The organism is Prochlorococcus marinus CUG1433, from assembly GCA_017644425.1.
GTDB lineage: Bacteria > Cyanobacteriota > Cyanobacteriia > PCC-6307 > Cyanobiaceae > Prochlorococcus_A > Prochlorococcus_A marinus_U.
Genome location: JAEPLN010000001.1, coordinates 1,247,606 through 1,270,821, shown reverse-complemented (window position 1 = coordinate 1,270,821; position 23,216 = coordinate 1,247,606). Strand labels below are relative to the sequence as shown.

Genomic DNA, 23,216 nt, shown 5'->3' with positions numbered 1-23,216 from the left:
CTTATTTTATTAATTTGAATAACACACAAACATTTGAGGATTGAAATTTGACTAAAAGTATTGTGATATTTGAAGACATTGATAAATGTATCCAGCTATTTGATGTTTTCAAAGAAAAATCAGTAATGCTCTCTGAAGCTATTTTGATCCCACCAAAAAGTGAGAAAATATCATCAGTCGAAGCAGAATTGTTCAATGCGAAAGCAAATATCTTATTCAAATCTCAAAATTTTGAAGAAATAAGAATCTTAAATCCTAAACTTGATAGAAAGATCAGACAAAAAGATATGAGTAGATGGCTAATGCCATTTGGGTTTATAGCTGGAATAGCTTTTTCTAATATGACAAATTTATCTACCTTCAGCTTTCTTGGTTTAAATAACATCGGGGAATCATTAATTGGAGGTCTTTTAGGAATGGGTTCAGGATATTTAGGAAGCATTGTTTCTTCCGCAAGTATCAACATTAATAGAAATAAAGAGTTAAGATCAATCATTAATTTTAATAAAGAGGGTAAATGGCTTGTTCTACTTGAGAATCAAATTGGGGCTGAATTACCATGGGCTTTGATAAAACAATCAGAAGCAAAAGATATAATTTTTTTAGAAGGCTAAATGATTGACTTAAAAGAGATCTTAATAAATTCAAACTACAAAAAAGAAACTGAGGAATTAATAAATATGGCCAACTTAGCCTACAAACACTGGGAAACTTATTGGACTGGGTTTAATTCAACTTATGTTTGCGAAGAGATTTTAAAAGATTTTGAAAATTTAAATGATTTCAAATTTTTTATTTATGGAGGATTCTCCTCTTCTCAAAGATCTAGGATAGCTTGCTTTAGAGGAGATAATATTCCTGAAGAGGGTGCGCTAAAAAGTAATTTTCCAGCTCAAGGGATAAAAATTAATGGAAATTTTTTATTTGATAATGCTACACAAGACGACTTTAGATCCCTCTTAATTGAAAATGGGGTTAATCAAATAAAAGTTGGAGATATATGGACTATTGGCGATAGGGGAGCACAAGGGATAATTGATAATTCAAATATTAAGCATCTAGATGAAAAGATTTTTTATTTAAGAGACGTAAAAGTAAAAGTTAATGTAGTAGATTTAGATGAATTACAAATACCTTCTGGAAGATCAAAAAAACTTGTCAATACAGTAGAAGCTTCAACTAGATTAGATGCTATAGCTTCAGCTGGTTTTAGGGTGTCACGAACCAAAATCATTGAAAGGATAGAAAATGGAATGCTCAGATTAAATGGAAACAAAGTTAATAAGCCAACAATTAATCTAAAAATTGGCGACAAACTAGAACTTGAAAATAAAGGATTTATCGAAATTCTAAATTTAGAAATAACCAAAAGAGAACGATGGAAAGTTAAATTACTTAGAAAATGAAACGCAACCTGCTATTTTCTTATTAGGGGGATTAGAATTCCTCAATTGGGGCGATTAGCTCAGTGGTAGAGCACTACCTCGACACGGTAGTGGCCACTGGTTCGAATCCAGTATCGCCCATTAAAATTATTGACGACCTAGGTTATATCCACAGAAAATAATTTCATTTTTTAGATTATTAAAAAAGATGAAACTTAATCAAATAATTAATCTACATAAGGGGCTCACAGCATTTGTAGTGATAGGTCTTATGATTTTTTTTGATAACTTTACGATCGCTCCTTACGTTTATTTAGCTTTGCATGGTACTTATGGATTACTTTGGCTTCTAAAAGAAAAGATATTCCCAGATCCTTATTTTAAAGAAAAAATCAATTTCTTAACTTCAGTTACTGGTTTTATTTTCCTTGGAAGTTACTGGGTAGCTCCCTACATTCTTATCTCATCTCAGAAATCTGTTCCAAATATTGTAATAGCTGCATCTGTATCTATAAATATAATTGGGGTGTTTCTACACTTTGCTAGTGATGCCCAAAAATATTTTTCTCTTAAATTAAAAAAAGATCTAATTAAAGAAGGATTTTTCAAAAATATAAGGAATACAAATTATTTAGGAGAAATACTAATTTATCTATCATTCGCCATACTTTCAATGAGTTTCATACCATTAGTAATTCTTGCAATATTTTTCTCTATAGTTTTTCTGCCAAGAATGATAAAAAAAGATAAATCGCTCTCAAAATATGATTCATTCGAAGAATACAAAAAGAAAAGTGGTCTTATATTGCCCAAATTAAATGCCTGATAACAATTTACCCAGTTGGAGGCAAGATTTAAAATCTTCTAGAAAAAAAGAGGGCAAATCACCCTCTAATAGATGGATACAGCTTGCAACAGTGAGCAAAGAAAATGAGCCAAGATTAAGGACAGTTGTTTTCAGAGGATGGCATAAAGATAGTTCAATGATTATTTTTACAGATAGAAGAAGTGAAAAAATTGGACATTTAAAATCCAACCCTAATGCAGAAATATTATGGTTCTTTTTGAAAACCAAATCACAATATAGATTCAAAGGAAAAATACATGAATTAAGTGATAACAAAAATTATTGGGATTTATTATCAGAAAAATCAAAATCTTCTTGGTTTTGGGGATCTCCTGGAGAGAAAATAAAACCAAAAGTCCAATCTGCTTATGAAATATCATCCAATTTTCCCAAGTCAGAAAATTTTGTAGTTCTAAATTTTGAAATCGATTCAGTAGATCTTCTTAAATTAGAACAGCCTGTTCATAAAAGATATCTTTGGGAAAAGGGAAAGAAATGGGAAAAAGTTGAAATTAATCCTTAAATATTTCTAAATTGTATACTTAGGTTGAAAAACATATAGTGATCAGTCAGTTTTAAAAAAGAAGTATTATTCATATGAATATCTCAGAAATTCCAGAAAACCCTTTTATTTTTTTATCTTGGGTGACTGCTATAGGGCTATTTATAAGTCTTTCTGAAGCAACAATTAAGATAAAGCTTGAGAAGAGAAACAGCTATAGAAAAAGGTTAGAACTTATAAATAATCTTTATCCTAAGAAGTTAGCTTGAAGTATCTGAAAGTATGTTCGCTTGAAGAAATTGAAATAAGCCACCTTTACTTGTTTCATCTTTAACTTCAACTTCCTTAGAATTTATTGATTTTTTTGAAGGAATGATTTCCTCTTCATCTTCTGATCTCAAAATTCTAATAATGACTTCATCTAAGGAAAAATTACCAGGGCCTGTTAGTGCAATTGAAGTCGCAGAAGCGAAATACAATAGTAAAAGCTCTAGTAAGAAAATATTAAAACCTGAAGTAACAAGTGCATGGTATATAGCAACAGAAATTGTTCCCACAATTGCCAAAGCCCCGAATCTTGTAGCTAAGCCGATAATTAGTAGCCAACTACCGCCTATTTCAGAGAATGCCGCAATGTATGATAAAAATATTGGGAATGGAAGATGTAAAGGTCTGACAAAAGCATCAGCGAAATTTTCTATATTTGCTAATTTTTCATAGCCGTGGTGAATGAGAACAGTTCCAGTTATAACTCTAAGAATTAATAAAGCAGTATCTTTGCTAAACGACTTGGTAAGAATTGTTGAAAGCACTATAAAAAAATTATCCTTAAGTAAAAATAACTAGTCACAGTATCCATCGTGGATTAAACGGCAAAAGTTGCGCCTAATTAAGTATTTATACTTAGTTGTCTAATGAATTCTTTTTCTGATTAGGAATTCAACTAAGTTAAAAATTATTTTTTGAATAATTTTCTAATATTCTATGATTGATTTTCGGAATATTTTCTTTAAATTTAAAAAACCCTTTTTTGGCGAATTTCCAAGCAAATAAATCTTCATCTCTAACAAGGTTAAAAATTTTTTTATGGTGTAAATTTTTAAAATCAGTTATGAAATCGTAATTTTCTCCCACTCCAGGATAAATAATGTCTATTTCGTTGGTATTTTTAAAAGTATTTTTCAGTGAATAAGTATCAATCTGTTCAACATTATCAAAATCCTCTACAAATTCAGAGACCAAATCTTGTTTAAATTTCAAAACAGATTCAGACAATTTAATTTGTCTTTGTTCATTTTTTAAAAGGATAATAAATACTTTTTTATAGCTTGTAAGTAAATTTTTAAGGGTTGCAAGGTGCAGATCATTTTCAAACATAATCAGATTATCTGATTTAGGATGCATATCATTTTTATAAATCTCATCTTCTAATGGTATTTGATTAGATTCTTCAAGAAAAATTTGTTGATTACTGATTTTTTCTGTATTAAATCTATTATTTGAAAATTTTCTGAGGTTTGATGATGAAAAAAGATATTGTTTTCCCTTTGTTTGCAATCCTCCGACCCATCTCCAGCTAAGGAGATTAGATGCAGCATCACCATCAAAAAGATATTTAAAGAAAAACTTTGCTCCCAATTGCCATGGAAGGCCTAAATTAAATATCCAAGTACTCGCAAACCACATTCTTGTATGGTTATGCAAATAGTTGTACTGCTTTAATTCATGGACCCAAGAATTAAAAAAATCTAATTCTGTATTGCCATTAGTTGCACTTTCATATAGCTCATAATCAAAATCGATATTGTTTTCTGAAATAAAATTTCTCCAAACTTTAGGTCTATTTTCCATCCACCCTTTCCAGTAAACTCTCCAAAATATTTCTTCAACAAATTTAGTTGAATTTTTGATTTTATACTTACTTTTAATATCATGAATCAGATCATATTCCGATAAAATTCTATGTGTAATGAAAGGCGATAATTTTGAAACTGAGCTTTCGTTATTTGGCCCAAAATCAAAATTTCTTAATTTTGCATAATCATTAATTTTGTATTTCGCAAAATTTTCCCAGGTATTTTGAGCTTTTAATAAAAATGACATTTTCTGATAACTGTAAAAAATTTTTTTTTGTATTGATAGAAATTTCAAAAATTTGTTTGCAAATTAATCCTCAAAACTTTCTATTTCACCTTTAAGTAAATATGTTTGATTGAAGTATTTAATTTAAACTATTAATTCGTTCATTTTATACTCTTAAATCGCTCTCTGCGTAGGAGGATATTTAGTGGTCAATTACTTTTTTAATCTAATTTTAATTTTCAAATCTTTATTTAAATGATTTTTTCTAAAAAGTTTTAAATATTTATCAAAATTATTATGAATAATTTATTAATGAGAGATGTTAAGTATCTTGATGAACAATACAGAATAGGTCAAGGCATAATTTCGGATGGTGCATTTGAGCAACTTGAAAAGCTCTTTATTCCTGTTGATCCAGAACCTGACTTCTTTAATCAAAAAAATAATAAACTTTTGCCAAAATTAGCTAAAAAAAACTATAAAGAATTTTTGAAAAGTTTATTAACCAAAACAAGATTAAGCATTCAACCAAAAATTGATGGCTGTGCTATTGCAATTAGATATATAGATGGCAATTTTAATAAAGCAATTACAAAAAAAGGACTAGATGTCTCAAGCAAAATTAAACAAATTAAAAATGTCCCCGATTGTATTCCTATCAAACGAGATCTTCAAATTAGAGGTGAACTATACGCTACAAACCAACTTGCCGGAATTTCCCAAAGAATTACAAGAAAATACCTCAATGATAAGAAAGGGATTAGAGAAAGTCTCCGCTTTTGCTGTTTCCAAATACTTAATGGAAGACTTAATCAATACGAAACCCTTAACTATCTTAAAAAATGTGGCTTCAGCACCCCTGAAAGTTACTTCACAAATCATACAAGCGAAATCCAAATATATAAAAAAAATTGGTTAGAGAGAAAAATATTTGCGAAATATCCAACTAATGGGATAGTTATAAAAATAAATAGTAGGAAATTACAGTTACATAGAGAGAAAAGTTTATCTCAAAATAAAGAATGGCAATATGCAATTCAAAAATAATATTAAATAGTACCTTCAAAAAGAGCTCACGATACTGACTTCCAGTATTTACAGTGGAAAAGTAATTAAATTTTGGTTAAATTCCAAAGCAATTTGCAGGATTACTAAATGACTGCCACTATTTCAAGACCTAAAATCTCTAACTGGGAAACATCTAATATTCCAAACCTTGCAGGCAAAACAGCGCTAATTACTGGTGCTAATAGTGGTCTTGGATACTACACTGCAAAGGCCTTAGCAGAAAAAGATGCTCATGTTGTTATAGCTTGTAGATCGCTTGAAAAAGCTAATCAAACTATCAAAAAACTTAAAGGTCTTAATCCTGAAGGATTATTTACACCTTTAGAATTAGATTTGTCAGATTTAAATAATATTGTTGAAGTTCAGTCCAAAATTTTTGATAATTTTGAAAATTTGGATTTATTAATCAATAATGCAGGTATTATGCATCCGCCTAAAACTCTTAGTGCCCAGGGATATGAAATACAATTTGCAGTTAATCATCTAGCTCACATGCTTTTGACTCTAAAGCTACTTCCAATTATTGAAAAAAAAGAAGAATCTAGAATAGTGACGGTTACTTCCGGAGCACAATTTTTTGGCAAAGTTGGTTGGAAAAATCTGAAAGCCGAGACCTATTACAACAAATGGGAATCTTACTCCAATAGCAAATTGGCAAATGTAATGTTTGCTTTGGAACTAAATGAGAACTTAAAGCACAAAAATATACTGTCTTTAGCTGCTCACCCAGGAATTGCAAAAACAAATCTCTTTACTGCTCAAAAACCTAACCCTGGGCCATTAGAAACATTCTCATTGGAATTATTTAGCCCTATTTTTCAAACTGCTGAGATGGGTGCATTACCTCAACTTTTTGCAGCCACTTCACCAGACGCAAGAGGCGGTGATCATTATGGTCCTAGATTTAATTTCAGAGGTCATCCAAAACTATCCCCTACTTCTCCTTTCGCCATGAATAAAAAAGAAAGAAAAAATTTATGGGAAAAAAGCCTCGAAATACTTAATAACTTCTTATAAATTTTTCATTTTTACTAACTTTAGAAAATACTTCAAGATATGTAATTCACTCTCTGAGAGTTTCATAAATTCTGTTAAGGCATCATAATTTTTTTCATCAATTTTTTTTGACAATTGAATAAAACTATCATGGTTTTCATTAACAAAGCGCTCAGCAATCTGAGACGGGGTTAAACCCTGTTCAATTAATTCACCTGGAGCATTTTTCTCCCAATTTTCATAAAACCAAGAGAACCAATATTTTGCAGTATTATCTTCCATTATTTAACTTTTGTTGGGCGAATACTATAAATACTGAAGAAAATCTCATGATTGAATTACCCCTTAAACACAATTAATATAAATGCAATTATAAATTTAATGATAGATAATCATTCAAGTAAAAGAAATATTAATCTTGTAATTGGATTAGGTAAATCTGGATTTTGGGCTGCCAAGTATTTGAGAAGCATCAATAAGAGAGTAATTGTTTGGGAAAGTAAAGATGGGAAAGAATTCGTAGAAAGAAAAACAGCATTAGAAGAGCTTAATATAATAGTTTCTCTAAACAAAGAATTTGTATTTGAAGAAATTCAACCTTTTGTGAAAGAGATCGAATCTGTTGTTGTAAGTCCATCAATACCTTATGACCATATAACTATTATTAAATTAAAAAAAAAGGGAATTAATGTAATTGGAGAAATTAATGTTGCATGGGAAATTTTAAAAGACACAAATTGGATAGGTATTACTGGCACTAATGGCAAGACTACTGTTACTCATCTACTAAGCCATATACTCTGCGATACTGGATTATATGCTCCTTTTGCTGGAAATATTGGTACACCTTTGTGTAAATATGCTCACTCCAAAAAACATGAAAAAATTGATTGGGTTGTAGCTGAATTAAGCAGTTATCAAATAGAAATATCTCCAGAAGTAAAACCTAATATTGGAATATGGACAACCTTCACAGAAGATCATCTTGAAAGGCATAAAACACTTGAAAACTATTTCAACATAAAAAAAAGCTTGTTAGAAAAATCTGATTTTAGAATTTATAATTATGACGATAAAAACCTAAGAAATCACTACAGTTCGCTATCAAGAGGGATTTGGATAACAACTAGATTCGATAAATCAAATCTTATTCATTGCGATTATTGGATAGATAATCAAGCATACATTGTTGAGAGAGGGAAGAAATTATTCAAACTTGAACATTTTTCTTTAAAAGGAATGCATAATCTCCAAAATCTATTATTGGCAATTGCAGCAGCAAGAAAAGTTGGATTATCTGGTAAGAAGATTAATGATTCTCTATCTAATTACAAACAATTACCCCATAGGATGGAAACAATTTATAAAAATAATGATCTGGAAATCATTAATGATAGTAAAGCTACAAATTTTGACTCATCTATTGCGGGGATAAGTTCAATTAAAGGTCAAATCATAATCATTGCTGGGGGTAGATTAAAAGGCAATGAATATAGTGAGTGGATAAAAGTTTTAAAGAAAAAAGTTAAATGTGTTTTCCTTTTTGGAGAAAGCTCAAAAGTCCTAAAAATGGCGCTTATCAATGAAGGATTTAAAAAAAATATTTTTGAATTTTCAGAACTAAAAGAGCTTTTAAATTTTGTTTTTGATTATTTACAAAATAATAGGGTTGGAACATTATTATTCTCACCTTCATGCTCTAGTTTTGATCAATTTAAAAATTATGAAGAGCGTGGAGATTATTTCAAGAAACTAATAAGTGAAAAATTAAAGGTTAATAAATTCATTTTTTGTTCAAGTATCATTTCGTAATTTTCAGGTCGGTCATCACAACCGTTTACCCTCTAGCGAATATTCACTTAATTAGTTAGATTTTGACTATAAACTAATTACTACTAATGAGTGAATCTAACAATTTACCTCAAGCAATAAGTCATAAAAAATTAAGTTTCTTGATGCTTAAGGCACAGAAGGATGCTCATTTTACTGATGAATTAGCAGAAATAGAAAGCCCCGAAAAAAGAGAATTTGAAGAGTTAATAAACAATTGGGAAGCTTCAACTAAGAAGGTAGTTAATGAGTTATCAAAAAGAAAAGAGAATTTACTAAAAGATAAATCACCAAATTCATTAATTGCTCTTGGTGCTATGGAAGTTCACCTTAATATGGCTTTACAAGCTTTAAATGCATTTAATAAAGGAGTTGATGGGTAAAAGTATCGAATAAATTATAAAGAAGGCATCGAAAACAAGAGGAAATCTAGGTCTTTTTCAGTATCTATAAATACATCATCATAATTATTAACTTCAAAACCCAAGCCATCTCCAGATTCAAGACATATATTCGAATTAGAGTCTTTACTTTTTAATAAAAGATTACCTTCAATTATTTGTATCCAATTATATTTATCGATTTTTAATGGCAATTTTTTTTCTTTAATAGACTTATATTTACAACGCCATAAAGAGATACTTTGGTTTAGAAAAAGCTTATTATTTTTACCGTTTTTGTAATTAAAAATAAGATTGTCCCACAACTTTTCATTTAATGAAATTTGATCATATCGAGGTTTGATATTTTCTTTTTGAGGGTATATCCAAATTTGAAACAACTTACAGGTCTCATTTTCTTCATTCTTCTCGCTATGTGAGATTCCAGTACCTGCAGACATCACTTGTACTTCATCTTTATGAATTTTTCCAAGATTGTTTAACGAGTCTCTATGAGTTATTGCTCCTTTTGTTACGACAGTAATTATTTCCATATTTGCATGAGAATGTGTATTAAATCCTGAATTAGGAGAAATAATATCTTCGTTTATAACTCTAATTTTCCCAAAATTATTCCATTTTGGATCTCTATGCTCTGCGAAAGAAAATGAATGCATCGAATTTAGCCATTCTCTAGTCGATCTAAATCTTTCGTGAGATTTCCTTATCTTAATTATTTTCAAAGACATAATTAATAAGAAATAAATAAGGTGTATTTGTATAAATTTAATATTTTTGAAATTATAAATTATGAATTAGGTAGATTACTTTTATTTATTTGTTAATTTTACTTTGTGCTTTATTTGCTTTATTAATTATTTTTTTTGCTTCTTCTCTTGTAGAACATTTTTCTGCCTCAACATTCAAGTTTTTTAATTTATTCAATTGCTTTGAAATTTTCATAAAAGGTTAACTTAACAAATAGAAATTAACACATTTTTAATAGAATAGCTAAAAATACTGGTTTGTATTAGAGCTTTACTACCTAAAAATAGGATTGAAGGATGGAATTATCAGAACAATATAGAGGGTGTATTGGATTATCTTTGATTGTTTTCTTAATTAAAAGCGGTCCAAGAGGATTATCAAAATTATTTTTCCTAATTGAGTTATATTGCATTATTTTTTTTGATATTCTTTTATTTCTTTTTAGAAATTCCCCTTTATTACCCCAGCCTAACCATAAATCACAATTTTTATTTTCAGACCAGTGTTTTAAGTTCTTATAAATATTATTATTGTTTAGATAACCCACAGGGTTTTTATGATTTAAAAGTTTATCTGGGTTGCTTGAAATTAGAGCAAATAGATTGATTAATTTTACTTTGCCATAATTATTATTTTTCGAAATTTTGATTATCTTTTTTGTTGTATTATCTAAGAAAAATTCATCGGATAGTGATGGGTTTAAACCAATAAAAATAATTTCCTTTGTTGATTTAGAAATTTTATAACTTAAACTCCATCTATATAGTTTGTTAGCACTTATTGAACAATTTCTTTCTAGAAATAAATTTTTCAACCTAAACCTACACCTCTAGCCATAAGAGTTGCAAAGAAAGGTATTGTTGCAAAGCCAACTAATTCGGTGGTAATGATGAGTCTAAACCTCTTAACTAGGTTTTCTGAAATTTCAGGTAATTTATTCTTACTTAATGGAATGGCCCATAAGATATAGGTTGTTGTTGGGTATAAGGAAAGTAATCCGACCAGAATGTAAAGAGAAACCTTTATCCAAAACACAGGATTACTAGTATAAAAATCACCTCCTTGACCAAAATATTTAACACGTAAAATACCAGTAACTAATATTGCAACTCCTGCTAAACCATAAACAACATCTGCAATTATCATTGAGATTGTCTCATTTTTATTAAGACCTACTTTGAGAGTCAATCTTTCAAACAAAAGAGAACCGAAACATAATATAATTCCTAAATAATGAACATATGCAACTAATGCACTTTTAGCAATTTCACCTGTTAATAAAGTTCCTAATAACATTTTCTAGTCAAAATTTATACAATACTAACCACCAAATAAAGAATTTGTTTAGAAAATAGATTAAACAATAAAAAGCTAGGTATTGAATCTAGGACTCTAAAAACCTTTTTTGACCATCTTCAAAAAAATCCTTTTTATTCCATACTTCGATTACATCTGGAAAATGTTTTTCCATGCAATTATCACAAACCCCATGACTGAATCTAATATCACTAATTTTCGAAAGGTATTTTTCTAAATGCATCCAATCGCCCTCCTTATTTTTTACTTCTCTGCAATATGAACATACAGATAAAATACCTTCTTGTTTGTGCAAGTTAGATAATGCATCTAGCAAGTTCAATGATTTTTTTCTAAGCTCTAAAAATGAAACTATTTGCTTGGATAATAATTCCATAATATTGAATTGTTTTGTAGTTAGATTTCCTGGCTTTCTGTCTATTACACAAAGAGTTCCAAGTTTATTACCATCACTATTTCTAAGGGGAAAACCTGCGTAAAAACGAATCTTGGGATCTCCTGTTACTAATGGATTATTTATAAATCTTTCATCTTGGAAAGCATCATGAATAATTAACGGACTATTTTCTCTTATTGCATGGGTACAAAAAGACCAATCTCTTCTAGTTTCTGATATTTGAAGTCCTATTTTGGATTTAAACCATTGTTTATCTTTGTCTACCAAAGTCATTAAAGAAATAGGCACATTACATGTTGTAGCAGCAATCTTTGTAATATCGTCATAACATGATTCTGGCTTGGTTCCTAAAATCCTATATTCTGCTAAAGCTTTTAATCTTCTTTCCTCTTCTTCTTTTTTTGATACAAGATTCTGCATTGATCTTCACCAATAATTAAAACTTTAAAATTAAATTTTCTTCAAAAAACTTTTTCCTTCTAATACTTAATAAAAAAAAGATAAACTTATTGATTTGTTACTTATTGATTTTTTCCTTAATGATTTAACTTTGAGATTGCCATCCCAGCGATCCATCCACTTGTCCAACAATGTTGAAAATTAAATCCACCTGTTATCCCATCAACATCTAAGACTTCTCCAGAAAAAAATAACCCTGGACAAATTAAGCTCTCCATAGTTTTAAAATTTACTTCATTAATTTTTACGCCTCCAGAAGTAACAAATTCCTCTCCAAATGGTCCTTTGCCCGAAATTATATATTTGTCACTCATAAGAATATTTATCATTTTCTCTCTTTCATCCGCAAGTAAATAAGCCCACTTTTTCTCTTTATCAATACCTATTTTATTTAATAAAAAAATCCATAATCTTTTTGTTAATAGTGGCACCGGTCTACTATTAATTAAATTCACCTTGCCTTTATTTAATCTCAAATAGTTAACTTTTTCTTTTAACTCCTTATAATTTAAAGTAGACCATTTAATGATTAGATTAAATTTATATTTTTGGCTATAAAGTTCTCTTGCTGCAATTGATGAAAGTTTTAAAACTGCTGGCCCACTAAAACCCCAATGAGTTATTAGTAAATCGCCTCTATTTTGAAAATTCTTATTGTTTAATTTAATTTCAATATCTATACCCTTTATCGATACCCCACTACATTCATCCAAATTTGGTTCTTTTGTAGAAAAAGTAAAAAGCGATGGTACAGGTTTAACAATGTTGTGCCCAAGGTTTTGAGCTAATTTATATCCGCTAGGATTACCTCCAGTTGAAAGAATAATATTTTTTGAAGTTACCTTTGTTTTTTTTAGACTAAAAATATTGAATATATTGTCTGGAGTTTTTGAAATTTCTTTTACAAAAAATTTTGTTAATATCTCCACGTTTTTTGATAAGGCACTTTTTCTCAAGCAATCAATAACATCCGAAGAACAATTAGAAACAGGGAATACTCTTAGATCTTCCTCAATTTTTAATTTTAACCCTTTTTTCTCAAACCAATCATATACATCTCCAGCTGCAAAACGATTAAATGATTCCAAGAGCTGAATTCCACCTCTGGGGTAATTCTCAACAAGTTCATTTGGAATCCATGTCGCATTAGTGATGTTACATCTTCCCCCTCCACTAATCCTTACTTTTTCCATAAGTTTTGAAGTGCCTTCGAGAATTATTATTCTTTTTACTCCATTTTCCGCAGCAGTTATTGCTGTCATAAAACCAGCTGCACCGCCACCTACAACTGCTAAATCAAAAGGTTCCAAAAGCTTATTATTTAATATGCTTCAATTTGATAATAGCAAGGAGTTACAAATAAAAATTACTCCCAAAAACCAAAAAAAAAAAATAAAAAACTTTAAAACTACATAATAAATAGCTTCAATTCACTAATTTTTAAATTTCTAAAAAAATCAACGCAGTCACTATTTTTATGCTTTAACTTAATTAAATGAGTTTAGTATTTTCTTACGTCAAATATTCTGAAGCCAGTTTTCCTATGACTGGTCAATACACTGCTCTTCTTTTAATAACTTCTGTTATTTGGGTTCTACTTTGGTTTGGATATAGACAAAATAAAATAAACGATGAGATCAAGAAAAAGGAAAAAGAAGAAAGAATTAATGCGAAAGTTCAAAGAAGAAAGAAGTTAGAAAGTTTATACCCTAGTAATAAAAAAACTGTTTAAAATTAACAAATTATTTAAAATAAATATGAAAAAAAATAATTTCAAATCACTAATTCAGTACCTACCAGGGATTTTGATTCTTATTTATGTATTCTTTTTAACATTTACTCAATTTATAAAATAAAATTTCTAAAAATTACTTGTTTTGATTGGAATCCTATCTGCTTTTGGAGCTGCTGCATCTTGGACTTATGCGTGCTTTATTTGGCGCTCGCAAACTCAGAAATATAAAACAATAGATATTAATTTAATAAAAAATATAATAGCTTTTTTAATTTTTACACCTGCCTTTATCAATATTAGTTCTTCAACTGAATTAAAAAACATATTTATCCTATTAGTTAGTGGAATAATAGGTATTGGTTTAGGTGATACTTTTTACCTAAAGTCATTACAAACAATCGGCACAAGAAAAACTTTATCTGTAGAAACTCTTTCTCCGTTGATGGCTGCTTTTTCGGGGGAAATATTTATTAATGAAGATTTAACGATTAAATCGTGGATAGGGGTAATCATAGTATCGATTTCGCTATTCATAATTCTCAAAAAAGGGAATGATTTTAAAGATGAAAACTTACCTTTCTCAGAAAAAATTAATTTTAAGATTTTTGCTTTTCCTTTTTTATCAGTTTTATGTGCTGTTCTTGGAGGTCTTTTTTCAAGGATGGTTTTTCTACAAAGCAATTTATCACCGTTCATTACAACTGAGATAAGATTATTAGGTGCAATAATTTTTTTAATAACTTTAAAAGGGTTCAAAATCAATTTTTTCTTAAAAAACATAGAAAAAAAAGAACAAAGAAGATTTTTGCTTTCAATACTTCTTGGAACGAATGTAGGAATATTGCTACAACAAATTGTATTTAAAACTCTTCCTATAGGAATAGGTTGGGCGTTATTAAGTACATCTCCAGTAATTTCGTTATTTTTCGCTAAGAATGAGGAAAGAGAAATTACCAAAAAAATAATATTTTTTACTTGTTTTTTATTTTTTGGCTTAACGTTAATAATTATTTAATCTAAGAGTTAATGTAATAAATACTCATGTTAATAGAAATCAGATTAAATAAAATAATCATGTAAAATCCCAGAAAAATGAAAATTTTAAAGAAAAAAAGACTTGGAACAATAGAGGTTTATTTTATTTTTTTAAGTTGTATTTATGTAGGATTTATAGGTTATAAATCTCTATTAAATGTTTTAATTACTTGAGATTAATTAATTCTTTGGAATGATTTAATCAACTTACCACCATCTTGATCATCATCATCGTGTGAAGCAAAAAAAATAAAAAATATCCCGAGAGAAGCTATAGATAATGAAATTGACAATACAGAAAGCTCGTCCATAAATTTTAATTTTTTTTATGATAAACCAAAAAAAATAAAAGACAGTAAACAAATACACATTCTTGCAAAAATAAATTTCCTTTATTTGTAAAATAAAAAAAAATCCGGACTATTTCGTGAAAGTTATAATCACTTCCCCTTGTAGTGCAAGCACCATAATTCAATATGGAATAAAAAGTTGGCCTATTTGGGAATGTGAGCCAAGTAAATTTCAATGGAATTACGATGATAAAGAAATTTGCTTAATTATTGAAGGCCAAGCAAAAATTAGTACGAAAAACGGTGATATTTATTTTATTAAAGCTGGAGATCTTGTTGAGTTTCCTGCTGGACTTTACTGCGAATGGGAAATAACCAAAAGTATTAAAAAACATTATCGATTGGGTAGCTAGATTTAAGAAATAAGATTTTTTTTCTTTACTGCTAAGTCAATGCAGATAAAATATGGTTAATAAATAATTTTCAAAAGGGGAACTAATATTATGCCTTTTACTGATCAAGAATATTTTGAGGTTATTAAAAAAAACGAAATAGTAAAAAAAGCTTTTGAAAATATTAAGCAAATTTGCATTGATTTGCAGAAACAAACAAATTGTCCTGAAGAGGACCTAAAAGATTTTCTTGAGTTTATTTCTAAACAATGGAATAAGTAATAATTAACAAGCCTTTTAAGAATACTAGATTTAAAATCTCAATTTAGTTTTCTCACAGAATCAGTTCTAATCTAATTTCTTTTTTGGTTTTGTATTGATACTGGAAGTTCCCTTAGCCGCAGAAACAAAGAAAAAGAAGCCTACAATTCCTGATATACCAAATATCGCAGCCAAAGGATCAAAAGTGAAAGAAAACATAGAATTTATAAAATCAAGATAAATAATAGTTTTTGAATCAAAATTGTACAATTATTGTTAAGTATAAAAAATAACAATAACGCGATTCATTATGTCATTGTTAGTTTCTCATAAGATTCAACAAAATTATTATTCACATTCATATTGAAGAATAAAAATATCAATAAATAATAAAGATTTATTCGTGCGACAGAGAAAAGTTTAAAAAATATTTATGGAAATATTGAATAACACTTCCTGGATGATCCACAATTGTTGTTTCTTTAGATTAATATCGAACAATGACAGATTTTTACTCAGCCTCTTCAGCAGTAACTCCTTTTACAGCGATATTATGGTGTCTTTATCCAATAGCTATACTCGTAATCATTGAGTTACTTCTAGGGGGTGGTTTTGATGATGATAACGATGACCAAGATGGCGGAATGCTTATACCTGCTTACTCTAGATCTGACGTTTGAAATTTTTTAGATTTTAAATTAAAATCTTTTAAAAAATCTCAGTCAATTGATTAACAATATTAATACAACTCATATTACACTTACCATTCTTACCATTCTTATAATTTCCTCTCTGTCTTGGCTTGTCTTAAGAACCCTTAAAGAAGGTAGAAAAGCTTTAACAGATATAAATAAGGATAAATCGTAAAAAACTTAAATAAATACTAGAATTTGAAGTATTACTAAATTAAACAACTACAAATTCATAGTTTTTCCTTTTTGTGACGAGGCTCTCCTACTAATTAATTTAATAAATAAAAATGCATCTAAATTCTTTACTTTATATTTTTTCTATATCTTTATTCATTTATATAATGGCGCTTTTTTGGAGAGACTTGCCAAATCAAAAAAAGTAAACCAATAATTAATATGAATTTTGTTGCTTATCAAAATAAATTGAGTTATTAATTTAATATTGGATTTTATTTTTATAAATGCTGAAAGAATCTTCAAATAACGATAATAAAAATATATATACAGAAACTACAAGTATTTCAAAAGAAAAGATGATTTGCAAAGACGGATTCTGTTCGTTACCAAATCAAGATGAGATACCAAAACAAGATTCAAATGATATGAATTTATTTGATCCTATTTAGTTATTTAATAACATTTAAATAAATTAAAGATTAAATTGATAATGTTAAATTCTTTGAATTTTTAATTTATGCTTTATAACTTTTTAAATGCCTATCAAGAGTTTTGGATTAAAGCTACAGAGTTTAAAGGATCAACATCACGATCGGACTGGTGGTTCGTTCAATTAGCGAATCTTATAATTTCTTTCCTAACTATCCCAATATTTGTAAAAACATTTGGTTTTAATGCTTATGGAATGGTTTGTATCATTCCTCAAATAGCTATTGATATTAGAAGAATTAGAGATTTTGGTAAGGATTGGAAATGGATCTTTATAAATTTAATACCAATATTGGGTTGGATTGTGTGGTTTATATGGCTAGGATTTGGAAAGTCTGGTAATGGCAAAAATAAATTCATCTAAAAATTAAAAATTTTTTAAGAGAATATCTTTTTGTTTATGAATTGGATTGGCCAAAAAAAAATTTGCTTTTTCAAAATTATTTATAACTATTAAATATTAATAAAAAAGGCATGAACTAATTTATTTGTTTTCATCATTATTGAAAATATAATTTATAAAAATTTTAAAAGGGTTAATTTACCTTTATATAAAGTTAGTTCAAGTTTAATTCAATTAAAATCAACTCTTTATTTTTCTCTTTTTTTAAAATCTACAAATCTTATTTTTTCTCTTAATGCTATTTGTTTTTCAAGAATTCTAAAAACATGCCATTCACATTCAGTTAATTTAAGAAACTGACAGAGTGTATCTTTATCTTCATCATCAAAATTATCGAAGAATTCCGAAATAGCAATCCAATTAGTAGAGATAAAATCTTCAGCGACATCCTCTGGATCTTTACCTAAATCAAAATTCTCAAATGCCTCATAAGAGTTAAGTTCTCTTGTTAACCATTTAAACCATGGTTCATATTTATTATGGTTTTTATCTAGGATTTTCTTCATAAAAAAAAATTTTTTATTTAATTAATGATTATTAGTTATTCATATTTATGCAGCTGTACAATTACTCATTCTTATAAATTTAATTAAAAAGATACTTAATTTTTAGATTTGCTTAATAAACAAATATTGATTTCGATAACAAATCCTTCTAAGTTTAGATTTTTTAATGATTTGAGGCGTAATAGATAGCTTTAATTAAGATTTAAGAGAAGGAAATTCTATAACATTTTATGAATTGCCATCATCTCCAAATTTAATTGTTGAAGCTCTAGATATTGAATTAGCGATTGCAGCTTTTTGTCTTATACCAAAAATATTTCAATTCGCCCTTGAACAAAAAAGCTTGAAAAATACTAAATTAATAACAAAAAGAGTTAAATGAAAGATTAGTAAGAATCGAACAAGATTTAAATAAATTATGTAATAAAAAATTAAAATCATAAAAATTTATTAAAAAATACTTTTTCAAAATTAAATTAATAATCTCGAATTCAAGATCTTAATTTTTTAATAGGAAATTATGGTCTATAAGGAGATATGGATAAAGATCATCTTATTGAATTAATCTCAAATAACTTTCTTTACGAAAGTAAGGATTCTGAATCAACTAAAAATCTTTGTGATTTCAGGAATTACTTGGAGAGATTAAATTTAGATCAACTAAGAACTATGTCTAAAGAATTTATTCTTTAGTGAAATATAGTTATTTTTTTTATCTAGTTAATAATCAATACTTTTTATAATTTGTTATCTTTTATTAAATTGTATAGGTATGTTCAAAATAGAAAGAAGTGATTTTTTAATTAGGCCATTCCTAAAAAGAAATAATTTTATAGCTCTTTACCAGGTTATTTCTACAGTTATACCAATAATTTCTATTTGGATAATAGTTGAAAAAATCATTAATAATCCTTTTCCTTTATTAATAAAAGGTTTCTTATTGGTACCTATTATTTGTCTTCTCACCCTATTCTCTTCTAGAACATTCTCCTTAATGCATGATTGTGGTCATAATTCTCTTTTTACAAAACGAAAATTAAACCGCTTTTTTGGATTTTTGCTGGGTTTATTTAATGGCATTCCCCAGAAATCATGGTCTATTGATCATGCTTTTCATCATAGAAATAATGGGAATTGGGAAATTTACAAAGGGCCTATAGATGTTTTAAGTATTGAAGAATATAATTCTCTAAACAAAAGAGAACAAATATTTTATAAATTAAGTCGTAGTTGGATAATGCTTTTCCCAGGTGGTTTTTATTACTTAGTTTTAAAACCCAGATTAGGGCTAATCATAATTATTTTTAATTTCACTCAAGATATATTTAAAGAGACTTTTATCAAAATAAAAAACAGAGATTTTTCTGAACTTTTAGCTATTTATTCAAGAGTGAAACCTCCTTTCTCTGATTATGGAGATAACTTTAGCGAATTATTTGAATTAATAATAAATAATATCCTAGTAATAATTTGGTGGATTTTTATGAGCAAATGGTTAGGTTTATTTTTTTTCTTATCATTTTACTCGTTAGTATCAACCTTATCAGCTTCAATTTTAATATGTATTTTTTTTGTCCAACATAATTACGAAAATGCATATGCTAAAAATACAAAAAATTGGGATATCTTCGATGGAGCGATTTTTGGTAGTAGCAATTTAGATATACCTAATTGGCTTAATTGGTTTTTAGCGGACATATCCTTCCACAGTATTCATCACCTCTCTGAGAGAATACCGAATTACAACTTAAGAGCTTGTCATAAAGCAAATATACATTTGCTTAATAAATCAAAGTTCTTAAAATTAAAAGATTTTCCAAACTGCTTTAAATATATTATTTGGGATAATAAGAATGAAAAATTAATCTCAATAAGTTAATTGCTAATTAAAACTTCTTCTTAATTTTCTCTTAATAGGTATGTTGGTGTATGCTTGTGTCCCAATTGAAGGGGGCAAATCGTTCTTTAGGGGATGCATAAAAGCATTTGCCATACTCTCTAACATTTTCGAAAGCCAATTTGTTAACGATTTCATTTGAAAATCCAAAAGTATACTTTAATTATCATCTAACTAAGTTATTAAAATGTAAATCAGTCTTTATGCTGATCTTTGAAGCTTGTTTTATAAAAAATCAATATTAATTTATCGAAAATTAAAAGTCATTTTATAGTTCAAAAAATTTCTCCTTAAGATCAAAATTATTTGTTTTTCAATATTTAAAAGCTTTTTATTATCTTTCTGAATGGTAAACCATGTGAAGATTTAATTTAGTAAATAATACTTATTTTTTCTAATTCACTTAATAAATTAAAGTTTTTGCCATTATTTCGTGCTATATCTCTTTCCCAAACAGATCTAAATACTATGAATGATTCAGTTTTTTATCCTAGCCAAAATACAGAAACAGATTCAATTAATTCATATTTTGAATGTATTACCGAATGTAGTATTGTTAATGGCCATCAAGAATGTATAACTCGTTGTTTAGAAATTCATTTAAAGGGAGAGGATCAAAATGAATAAAAAAAATTCCCCCCAAAGAAAAACAACTTTAAAGTGGAACTCCAATGGTGAACTTTCTGAAATTGATATGTTGAGGATTTTAGAAAAGATTTCATCTGGCGATCTTAATAAATGCGATTTGACCTGCGATTCTGATAAAAATTAAAAATTATTTTTACTAGAACTTTCTAAATTAATAAATGTAATGATGTAAATAAAAAAAGGCAAATATCATTGATCAAAAAAATCTAAGTTTTTTTTAAAATAAAAAATAATTTCTATGTAAAAGCCATTTTCAACAAATGCATTCACATAAGATTTCAGAATTCTCCTTACTATGTTTTAAGCCATAAAATCAATTTAAATTAGCTTTAAAAAAACAAAACTAAATTAAGATTATACTTTTTAAGATTTTTTTAAAAAGATTTTGAGTTTTCTCGATATAAATTAAGTTTATTTTGAAAAGTTATTTTTTTGAAGCCTCCTTTTTCTTTGAGAATGTCTCATTCATTTCTTTTTTTGTTATTTCAATTGGTTTTACTAAACTAGAATCACCATGAGTAGGGCAATAATAAGTCATTAACATCCATTTTTCTTCGTTCATGATAATTACGTTTTACTAAATCAGACATCTAAGTTTTTAAGATAAAAAATGGAAAATCTTATATTTTTTAATATTTTTTTCTTTTTTGCTTAATAATCAATATAAGTTTTGAAGCTATTCTCCAAAATAGATATAAATACGCATGACTTTAAAAACAATAACTGCTATTTATAAGTAAATTCAACTTTATTTATGTCATTAGAATCTATATTAATGGTAGTAGCTCCAATCTGTCTTTTTACAGTAGGAGTAATTGTTTTACCCATTTTAGTAAAACCGCGCAAGAACTCAGGTCTCCCCAAAAGATATATACGTGGTCTTTAAATTAAATTTGCTTCAGAAAAAAGGAAGATAGGTAATGAAGAAAACTTTTTACATGGATAAGTCAGTAAATTTAATAAAAGGAACAGATTTTAGATTTTCAAAATGTTTTAAAAAAAAATCAAAATATACATTATTTTCATAAGAGAGTGTTTTGATGGATAATAGAATTCATAAATTAATTTTTATTTAATTAAATCCTTACCTAAAAAAAATTTGAGAAATATAAAACTTTCAGGTCTCAATGGCCAGGCACTTGCAGTAGCAGATAAAGATATTCCAAGCTTAAAAGAGTTCCTGGATGTTATACCAGATCAATATTTAATGTGCAATACCAAAACTTCTTTAAAGTATCTTTTGCAATCAGCTTTAATTCAAGCATTAGTAATTTTCATAGGGTTATGTATTCCATTTACTCCAAAAATGATCCCAATTTGGATCATTTATGCATTCCTTTCAGGAACCACGGCAATGGGATTCTGGGTAATTGCCCATGAATGTGGACATGGAGCATTCTCTAAAAATAAGACTTTAGAAACCATAGTTGGATATTTACTACATTCATTACTGCTAGTTCCTTACTTTTCTTGGCAGCGTTCTCATGCCGTTCATCATCGATTCACTAATAATGTAACCAATGGTGAAACTCATGTCCCATTAGTCATAAAAGGAAATGGAGTTACAGAGAAGGTTGGAGGAGAAAAAGAATTACATTTTTCAAATTCCATAGGTAAGAAAAATTACGGAATTCTCCAACTTGTTTTACATCTGATATTTGGCTGGCCTGCTTATTTACTGACAGGTAGCACAGGGGGTATTAAATATGGAACTTCAAATCATTTTTGGCCTATAAAACCATTTTCTAGAGCTTTATGGCCATCAATATGGACTAAAAAAGTTTGGTTATCAGATATTGGAGTAACTTTATCCTTATTTAGTATTTTTTACTTAATTTTTAATTATGGATTATTTCCAGTATTTGCAATTTACATTGGTCCTTTATTGGTAGTTAATAGTTGGCTAGTGATTTATACGTGGCTTCATCATACAGATTCAGATGTACCTCACCTTTCAAATACGGAATTTTCTTATATGAAAGGAGCTTTTCTATCTATTGATAGGCCTTATGGTAAAGTCCTAAATTTTCTTCACCATAATATAGGTTCTAGTCATGTCGTTCATCATGTATGCCCAACCATTCCTCATTATCACGCCAAAAAGGTTACTGTCATAATTAAAAAAGCATTTAAAACTGCATATCTTTTTAATCCTGATCCTATACCCAAAGCCCTCTGGAATGTAGCTTGCAATTGCGTTGCTGTTAAGTCAGATATTCCTAGAGGAAGATATATATGGCAATCTTCATATTTCAAACAAGGATTTAAAACATAAAAAATATGATTCCTTCATCACACTAATTTAAGGAAACCTGAAAAGAATATAAAAAAATTAGTTTTATCCGATTTTTCATCCTAGAAAAAACATTAAAGTTAACAAACTATCATGAGTGGTGACAATTTACATGGTAAACAACCTATTAAATTTTATTCAGAAAAAATAACTCTTACAAAAGTGGAATTATTAGAAAGACATTTGAGTCTTGGGAAAAAAGTTTTGGATACAGATGAAAAGCACAAAGAATGGAGTCGTAAACTCTATAATTAGGACAAAAATACTACTTTCTATTGATTAAGTAAGTAATTTAGTATTAGTTACTAAATACTTATTCATGAACTTTAGAAAAATTGTTTCCTGGCATATTAAAAAATATCCTCTT

General features: G+C 28.1%; 35 protein-coding genes and 1 tRNA gene. 24 read left to right on the top strand and 12 right to left on the bottom strand.

Annotation, left to right across the window (positions count from 1 at the left end; all coding sequences use genetic code 11):
- Positions 1–47 precede the first annotated feature (47 nt).
- From JJ842_07220 to JJ842_07195, 6 genes are all read left to right on the top strand, one after another.
- Positions 48–614 (top strand): hypothetical protein, encoded by a 567-nt coding sequence (locus JJ842_07220; protein MBO6971701.1) that lies wholly within the window; start codon positions 48–50, stop codon positions 612–614.
- Positions 615–1,406, top strand: coding sequence for a photosystem II S4 domain protein (locus JJ842_07215; protein MBO6971700.1), 792 nt, complete (start codon positions 615–617; stop codon positions 1,404–1,406). It begins immediately after the preceding gene.
- Between the two features lie 48 nt (positions 1,407–1,454).
- Positions 1,455–1,526: transfer RNA gene (locus JJ842_07210), tRNA-Val, on the top strand.
- A gap of 67 nt (positions 1,527–1,593) precedes the next feature.
- Entirely contained in the window at positions 1,594–2,211 is a 618-nt protein-coding gene (locus JJ842_07205; GenBank protein MBO6971699.1) for a DUF1295 domain-containing protein, read from the top strand.
- Complete coding sequence (locus JJ842_07200; protein ID MBO6971698.1) at positions 2,204–2,755, top strand: pyridoxamine 5'-phosphate oxidase family protein; 552 nt, start codon at positions 2,204–2,206, stop codon at positions 2,753–2,755. The genes JJ842_07205 and JJ842_07200 overlap by 8 nt, the downstream gene beginning before the upstream one ends.
- A 74-nt stretch (positions 2,756–2,829) precedes the next feature.
- Entirely contained in the window at positions 2,830–3,003 is a 174-nt protein-coding gene (locus JJ842_07195) for a hypothetical protein (GenBank protein ID MBO6971697.1), read from the top strand.
- On the opposite strand, the gene JJ842_07190 is transcribed toward JJ842_07195, so the two are convergent.
- Both JJ842_07190 and JJ842_07185 read right to left on the bottom strand, forming a co-directional pair.
- Positions 2,995–3,546 (bottom strand): DoxX family protein, encoded by a 552-nt coding sequence (locus JJ842_07190; GenBank protein MBO6971696.1) that lies wholly within the window; start codon positions 3,544–3,546, stop codon positions 2,995–2,997. The two genes, JJ842_07195 and JJ842_07190, sit on opposite strands and share 9 nt — an antisense overlap.
- A 136-nt stretch (positions 3,547–3,682) precedes the next feature.
- Complete coding sequence (locus tag JJ842_07185; protein ID MBO6971695.1) at positions 3,683–4,837, bottom strand: DNA photolyase; 1,155 nt, start codon at positions 4,835–4,837, stop codon at positions 3,683–3,685.
- A 276-nt stretch (positions 4,838–5,113) separates the two neighbouring features.
- Between JJ842_07185 and JJ842_07180 the strand changes: the two genes are divergently transcribed.
- Entirely contained in the window at positions 5,114–5,863 is a 750-nt protein-coding gene (locus JJ842_07180; protein MBO6971694.1) for an NAD-dependent DNA ligase, read from the top strand.
- 108 nt (positions 5,864–5,971) lie between these two features.
- Positions 5,972–6,901: an SDR family NAD(P)-dependent oxidoreductase gene (locus tag JJ842_07175; GenBank protein ID MBO6971693.1), complete on the top strand. Its 930-nt coding sequence runs from the start codon at positions 5,972–5,974 to the stop codon at positions 6,899–6,901.
- On the opposite strand, the gene JJ842_07170 is transcribed toward JJ842_07175, so the two are convergent.
- Positions 6,896–7,162 carry a hypothetical protein gene (locus JJ842_07170; protein MBO6971692.1) on the bottom strand — a complete coding sequence of 89 codons (267 nt, stop codon included), beginning with the start codon at positions 7,160–7,162 and terminating at the stop codon, positions 6,896–6,898. The genes JJ842_07175 and JJ842_07170 overlap by 6 nt on opposite strands.
- Before the next feature lie 99 nt (positions 7,163–7,261).
- Between JJ842_07170 and JJ842_07165 the strand changes: the two genes are divergently transcribed.
- Together JJ842_07165 and JJ842_07160 are read left to right on the top strand one after the other, a co-directional pair.
- The gene (locus JJ842_07165; GenBank protein ID MBO6971691.1) at positions 7,262–8,692 is read left to right on the top strand and encodes a UDP-N-acetylmuramoyl-L-alanine--D-glutamate ligase; all 1,431 of its coding nucleotides are present in this window, start codon (positions 7,262–7,264) and stop codon (positions 8,690–8,692) included.
- A gap of 86 nt (positions 8,693–8,778) precedes the next feature.
- Positions 8,779–9,093, top strand: coding sequence for an MATH domain-containing protein (locus JJ842_07160; GenBank protein MBO6971690.1), 315 nt, complete (start codon positions 8,779–8,781; stop codon positions 9,091–9,093).
- Between the two features lie 14 nt (positions 9,094–9,107).
- On the opposite strand, the gene JJ842_07155 is transcribed toward JJ842_07160, so the two are convergent.
- The 5 genes from JJ842_07155 to JJ842_07135 form a co-directional block, all read right to left on the bottom strand.
- Complete coding sequence (locus tag JJ842_07155; GenBank protein MBO6971689.1) at positions 9,108–9,839, bottom strand: pirin family protein; 732 nt, start codon at positions 9,837–9,839, stop codon at positions 9,108–9,110.
- Positions 9,840–10,135: 296 nt separating this feature from the next.
- Complete coding sequence (locus tag JJ842_07150; GenBank protein ID MBO6971688.1) at positions 10,136–10,672, bottom strand: DUF1643 domain-containing protein; 537 nt, start codon at positions 10,670–10,672, stop codon at positions 10,136–10,138.
- On the bottom strand, positions 10,669–11,154 hold the full coding sequence (locus JJ842_07145; protein MBO6971687.1) for a DUF2214 family protein: 486 nt from the start codon (positions 11,152–11,154) through the stop codon (positions 10,669–10,671). The genes JJ842_07150 and JJ842_07145 overlap by 4 nt, the downstream gene beginning before the upstream one ends.
- Before the next feature lie 88 nt (positions 11,155–11,242).
- Entirely contained in the window at positions 11,243–11,992 is a 750-nt protein-coding gene (locus JJ842_07140; GenBank protein MBO6971686.1) for a GAF domain-containing protein, read from the bottom strand.
- Positions 11,993–12,108: 116 nt separating this feature from the next.
- Positions 12,109–13,341, bottom strand: a complete 1,233-nt coding sequence (locus JJ842_07135) for an NAD(P)/FAD-dependent oxidoreductase (protein MBO6971685.1) — start codon at positions 13,339–13,341, stop codon at positions 12,109–12,111.
- A 185-nt stretch (positions 13,342–13,526) separates the two neighbouring features.
- Here JJ842_07135 and JJ842_07130 point away from each other — a divergent pair, with 185 nt between their 5' ends.
- The 4 genes from JJ842_07130 (at position 13,527) to JJ842_07115 (ending at position 15,765) form a co-directional block, all read left to right on the top strand.
- Complete coding sequence (locus JJ842_07130) at positions 13,527–13,763, top strand: hypothetical protein (protein ID MBO6971684.1); 237 nt, start codon at positions 13,527–13,529, stop codon at positions 13,761–13,763.
- Positions 13,764–13,908: 145 nt separating this feature from the next.
- Positions 13,909–14,781: a DMT family transporter gene (locus JJ842_07125; protein ID MBO6971683.1), complete on the top strand. Its 873-nt coding sequence runs from the start codon at positions 13,909–13,911 to the stop codon at positions 14,779–14,781.
- Positions 14,782–15,228: 447 nt separating this feature from the next.
- Complete coding sequence (locus JJ842_07120; GenBank protein ID MBO6971682.1) at positions 15,229–15,504, top strand: cupin domain-containing protein; 276 nt, start codon at positions 15,229–15,231, stop codon at positions 15,502–15,504.
- Positions 15,505–15,594: 90 nt separating this feature from the next.
- Positions 15,595–15,765 carry a hypothetical protein gene (locus tag JJ842_07115; GenBank protein ID MBO6971681.1) on the top strand — a complete coding sequence of 57 codons (171 nt, stop codon included), beginning with the start codon at positions 15,595–15,597 and terminating at the stop codon, positions 15,763–15,765.
- A 66-nt stretch (positions 15,766–15,831) separates the two neighbouring features.
- Here the strand turns inward: JJ842_07115 and JJ842_07110 are convergent, their stop codons facing one another.
- On the bottom strand, positions 15,832–16,014 hold the full coding sequence (locus tag JJ842_07110; GenBank protein MBO6971680.1) for a hypothetical protein: 183 nt from the start codon (positions 16,012–16,014) through the stop codon (positions 15,832–15,834).
- Between the two features lie 230 nt (positions 16,015–16,244).
- Between JJ842_07110 and JJ842_07105 the strand changes: the two genes are divergently transcribed.
- The 3 genes from JJ842_07105 (at position 16,245) to JJ842_07095 (ending at position 17,466) form a co-directional block, all read left to right on the top strand.
- A complete protein-coding gene (locus tag JJ842_07105) occupies positions 16,245–16,424 on the top strand; it encodes a hypothetical protein (GenBank protein MBO6971679.1) in 180 nt (59 codons plus the stop codon).
- A gap of 473 nt (positions 16,425–16,897) precedes the next feature.
- Entirely contained in the window at positions 16,898–17,062 is a 165-nt protein-coding gene (locus JJ842_07100; protein ID MBO6971678.1) for a hypothetical protein, read from the top strand.
- Between the two features lie 68 nt (positions 17,063–17,130).
- Positions 17,131–17,466, top strand: coding sequence for a DUF805 domain-containing protein (locus JJ842_07095; protein ID MBO6971677.1), 336 nt, complete (start codon positions 17,131–17,133; stop codon positions 17,464–17,466).
- A gap of 227 nt (positions 17,467–17,693) precedes the next feature.
- Here JJ842_07095 and JJ842_07090 read toward each other — a convergent pair whose 3' ends face one another.
- Entirely contained in the window at positions 17,694–18,011 is a 318-nt protein-coding gene (locus tag JJ842_07090; GenBank protein ID MBO6971676.1) for a restriction endonuclease subunit S, read from the bottom strand.
- A gap of 235 nt (positions 18,012–18,246) precedes the next feature.
- Between JJ842_07090 and JJ842_07085 the strand changes: the two genes are divergently transcribed.
- From JJ842_07085 to JJ842_07075, 3 genes are all read left to right on the top strand, one after another.
- Positions 18,247–18,393 carry a hypothetical protein gene (locus JJ842_07085; protein MBO6971675.1) on the top strand — a complete coding sequence of 49 codons (147 nt, stop codon included), beginning with the start codon at positions 18,247–18,249 and terminating at the stop codon, positions 18,391–18,393.
- Between the two features lie 155 nt (positions 18,394–18,548).
- Positions 18,549–18,704 carry a hypothetical protein gene (locus tag JJ842_07080; GenBank protein ID MBO6971674.1) on the top strand — a complete coding sequence of 52 codons (156 nt, stop codon included), beginning with the start codon at positions 18,549–18,551 and terminating at the stop codon, positions 18,702–18,704.
- Positions 18,705–18,783: 79 nt separating this feature from the next.
- Positions 18,784–19,890 carry a fatty acid desaturase gene (locus JJ842_07075; GenBank protein ID MBO6971673.1) on the top strand — a complete coding sequence of 369 codons (1,107 nt, stop codon included), beginning with the start codon at positions 18,784–18,786 and terminating at the stop codon, positions 19,888–19,890.
- 3 nt (positions 19,891–19,893) lie between these two features.
- On the opposite strand, the gene JJ842_07070 is transcribed toward JJ842_07075, so the two are convergent.
- Positions 19,894–20,046 carry a hypothetical protein gene (locus JJ842_07070; GenBank protein ID MBO6971672.1) on the bottom strand — a complete coding sequence of 51 codons (153 nt, stop codon included), beginning with the start codon at positions 20,044–20,046 and terminating at the stop codon, positions 19,894–19,896.
- A 282-nt stretch (positions 20,047–20,328) separates the two neighbouring features.
- Between JJ842_07070 and JJ842_07065 the strand changes: the two genes are divergently transcribed.
- Complete coding sequence (locus tag JJ842_07065) at positions 20,329–20,535, top strand: hypothetical protein (GenBank protein MBO6971671.1); 207 nt, start codon at positions 20,329–20,331, stop codon at positions 20,533–20,535.
- Positions 20,528–20,680 carry a hypothetical protein gene (locus JJ842_07060; protein MBO6971670.1) on the top strand — a complete coding sequence of 51 codons (153 nt, stop codon included), beginning with the start codon at positions 20,528–20,530 and terminating at the stop codon, positions 20,678–20,680. Before JJ842_07065 ends, JJ842_07060 begins: the two co-directional genes overlap by 8 nt.
- A gap of 300 nt (positions 20,681–20,980) precedes the next feature.
- On the opposite strand, the gene JJ842_07055 is transcribed toward JJ842_07060, so the two are convergent.
- On the bottom strand, positions 20,981–21,118 hold the full coding sequence (locus tag JJ842_07055; GenBank protein ID MBO6971669.1) for a hypothetical protein: 138 nt from the start codon (positions 21,116–21,118) through the stop codon (positions 20,981–20,983).
- A 537-nt stretch (positions 21,119–21,655) separates the two neighbouring features.
- On the opposite strand from JJ842_07055, the gene JJ842_07050 reads away from it, so the two are divergent.
- Both JJ842_07050 and JJ842_07045 read left to right on the top strand, forming a co-directional pair.
- Positions 21,656–22,831: a fatty acid desaturase gene (locus JJ842_07050; GenBank protein MBO6971668.1), complete on the top strand. Its 1,176-nt coding sequence runs from the start codon at positions 21,656–21,658 to the stop codon at positions 22,829–22,831.
- Between the two features lie 111 nt (positions 22,832–22,942).
- Positions 22,943–23,104 (top strand): hypothetical protein, encoded by a 162-nt coding sequence (locus JJ842_07045; GenBank protein ID MBO6971667.1) that lies wholly within the window; start codon positions 22,943–22,945, stop codon positions 23,102–23,104.
- The last annotated feature ends 112 nt before the right edge of the window (positions 23,105–23,216 follow it).

Excerpts from the sequence above, each read along its gene's own strand:
- JJ842_07215 (MBO6971700.1), top strand. The coding sequence starts at position 615 with ATGATTGACTTAAAAGAGATCTTAATAAATTCAAACTACAAAAAAGAA.
- JJ842_07205 (MBO6971699.1), top strand. The coding sequence starts at position 1,594 with ATGAAACTTAATCAAATAATTAATCTACATAAGGGGCTCACAGCATTT.
- JJ842_07200 (MBO6971698.1), top strand. The coding sequence starts at position 2,204 with ATGCCTGATAACAATTTACCCAGTTGGAGGCAAGATTTAAAATCTTCT.
- JJ842_07195 (MBO6971697.1), top strand. The coding sequence starts at position 2,830 with ATGAATATCTCAGAAATTCCAGAAAACCCTTTTATTTTTTTATCTTGG.
- JJ842_07185 (MBO6971695.1), bottom strand. The coding sequence starts at position 4,837 with ATGTCATTTTTATTAAAAGCTCAAAATACCTGGGAAAATTTTGCGAAA.
- JJ842_07180 (MBO6971694.1), top strand. The coding sequence starts at position 5,114 with ATGAATAATTTATTAATGAGAGATGTTAAGTATCTTGATGAACAATAC.
- JJ842_07175 (MBO6971693.1), top strand. The coding sequence starts at position 5,972 with ATGACTGCCACTATTTCAAGACCTAAAATCTCTAACTGGGAAACATCT.
- JJ842_07170 (MBO6971692.1), bottom strand. The coding sequence starts at position 7,162 with ATGGAAGATAATACTGCAAAATATTGGTTCTCTTGGTTTTATGAAAAT.
- JJ842_07165 (MBO6971691.1), top strand. The coding sequence starts at position 7,262 with ATGATAGATAATCATTCAAGTAAAAGAAATATTAATCTTGTAATTGGA.
- JJ842_07160 (MBO6971690.1), top strand. The coding sequence starts at position 8,779 with ATGAGTGAATCTAACAATTTACCTCAAGCAATAAGTCATAAAAAATTA.
- JJ842_07155 (MBO6971689.1), bottom strand. The coding sequence starts at position 9,839 with ATGTCTTTGAAAATAATTAAGATAAGGAAATCTCACGAAAGATTTAGA.
- JJ842_07145 (MBO6971687.1), bottom strand. The coding sequence starts at position 11,154 with ATGTTATTAGGAACTTTATTAACAGGTGAAATTGCTAAAAGTGCATTA.
- JJ842_07140 (MBO6971686.1), bottom strand. The coding sequence starts at position 11,992 with ATGCAGAATCTTGTATCAAAAAAAGAAGAAGAGGAAAGAAGATTAAAA.
- JJ842_07130 (MBO6971684.1), top strand. The coding sequence starts at position 13,527 with ATGAGTTTAGTATTTTCTTACGTCAAATATTCTGAAGCCAGTTTTCCT.
- JJ842_07115 (MBO6971681.1), top strand. The coding sequence starts at position 15,595 with ATGCCTTTTACTGATCAAGAATATTTTGAGGTTATTAAAAAAAACGAA.
- JJ842_07105 (MBO6971679.1), top strand. The coding sequence starts at position 16,245 with ATGACAGATTTTTACTCAGCCTCTTCAGCAGTAACTCCTTTTACAGCG.
- JJ842_07100 (MBO6971678.1), top strand. The coding sequence starts at position 16,898 with ATGCTGAAAGAATCTTCAAATAACGATAATAAAAATATATATACAGAA.
- JJ842_07095 (MBO6971677.1), top strand. The coding sequence starts at position 17,131 with ATGCTTTATAACTTTTTAAATGCCTATCAAGAGTTTTGGATTAAAGCT.
- JJ842_07090 (MBO6971676.1), bottom strand. The coding sequence starts at position 18,011 with ATGAAGAAAATCCTAGATAAAAACCATAATAAATATGAACCATGGTTT.
- JJ842_07080 (MBO6971674.1), top strand. The coding sequence starts at position 18,549 with ATGGATAAAGATCATCTTATTGAATTAATCTCAAATAACTTTCTTTAC.
- JJ842_07075 (MBO6971673.1), top strand. The coding sequence starts at position 18,784 with ATGTTCAAAATAGAAAGAAGTGATTTTTTAATTAGGCCATTCCTAAAA.
- JJ842_07070 (MBO6971672.1), bottom strand. The coding sequence starts at position 20,046 with ATGAAATCGTTAACAAATTGGCTTTCGAAAATGTTAGAGAGTATGGCA.
- JJ842_07060 (MBO6971670.1), top strand. The coding sequence starts at position 20,528 with ATGAATAAAAAAAATTCCCCCCAAAGAAAAACAACTTTAAAGTGGAAC.
- JJ842_07055 (MBO6971669.1), bottom strand. The coding sequence starts at position 21,118 with ATGAACGAAGAAAAATGGATGTTAATGACTTATTATTGCCCTACTCAT.
- JJ842_07045 (MBO6971667.1), top strand. The coding sequence starts at position 22,943 with ATGAGTGGTGACAATTTACATGGTAAACAACCTATTAAATTTTATTCA.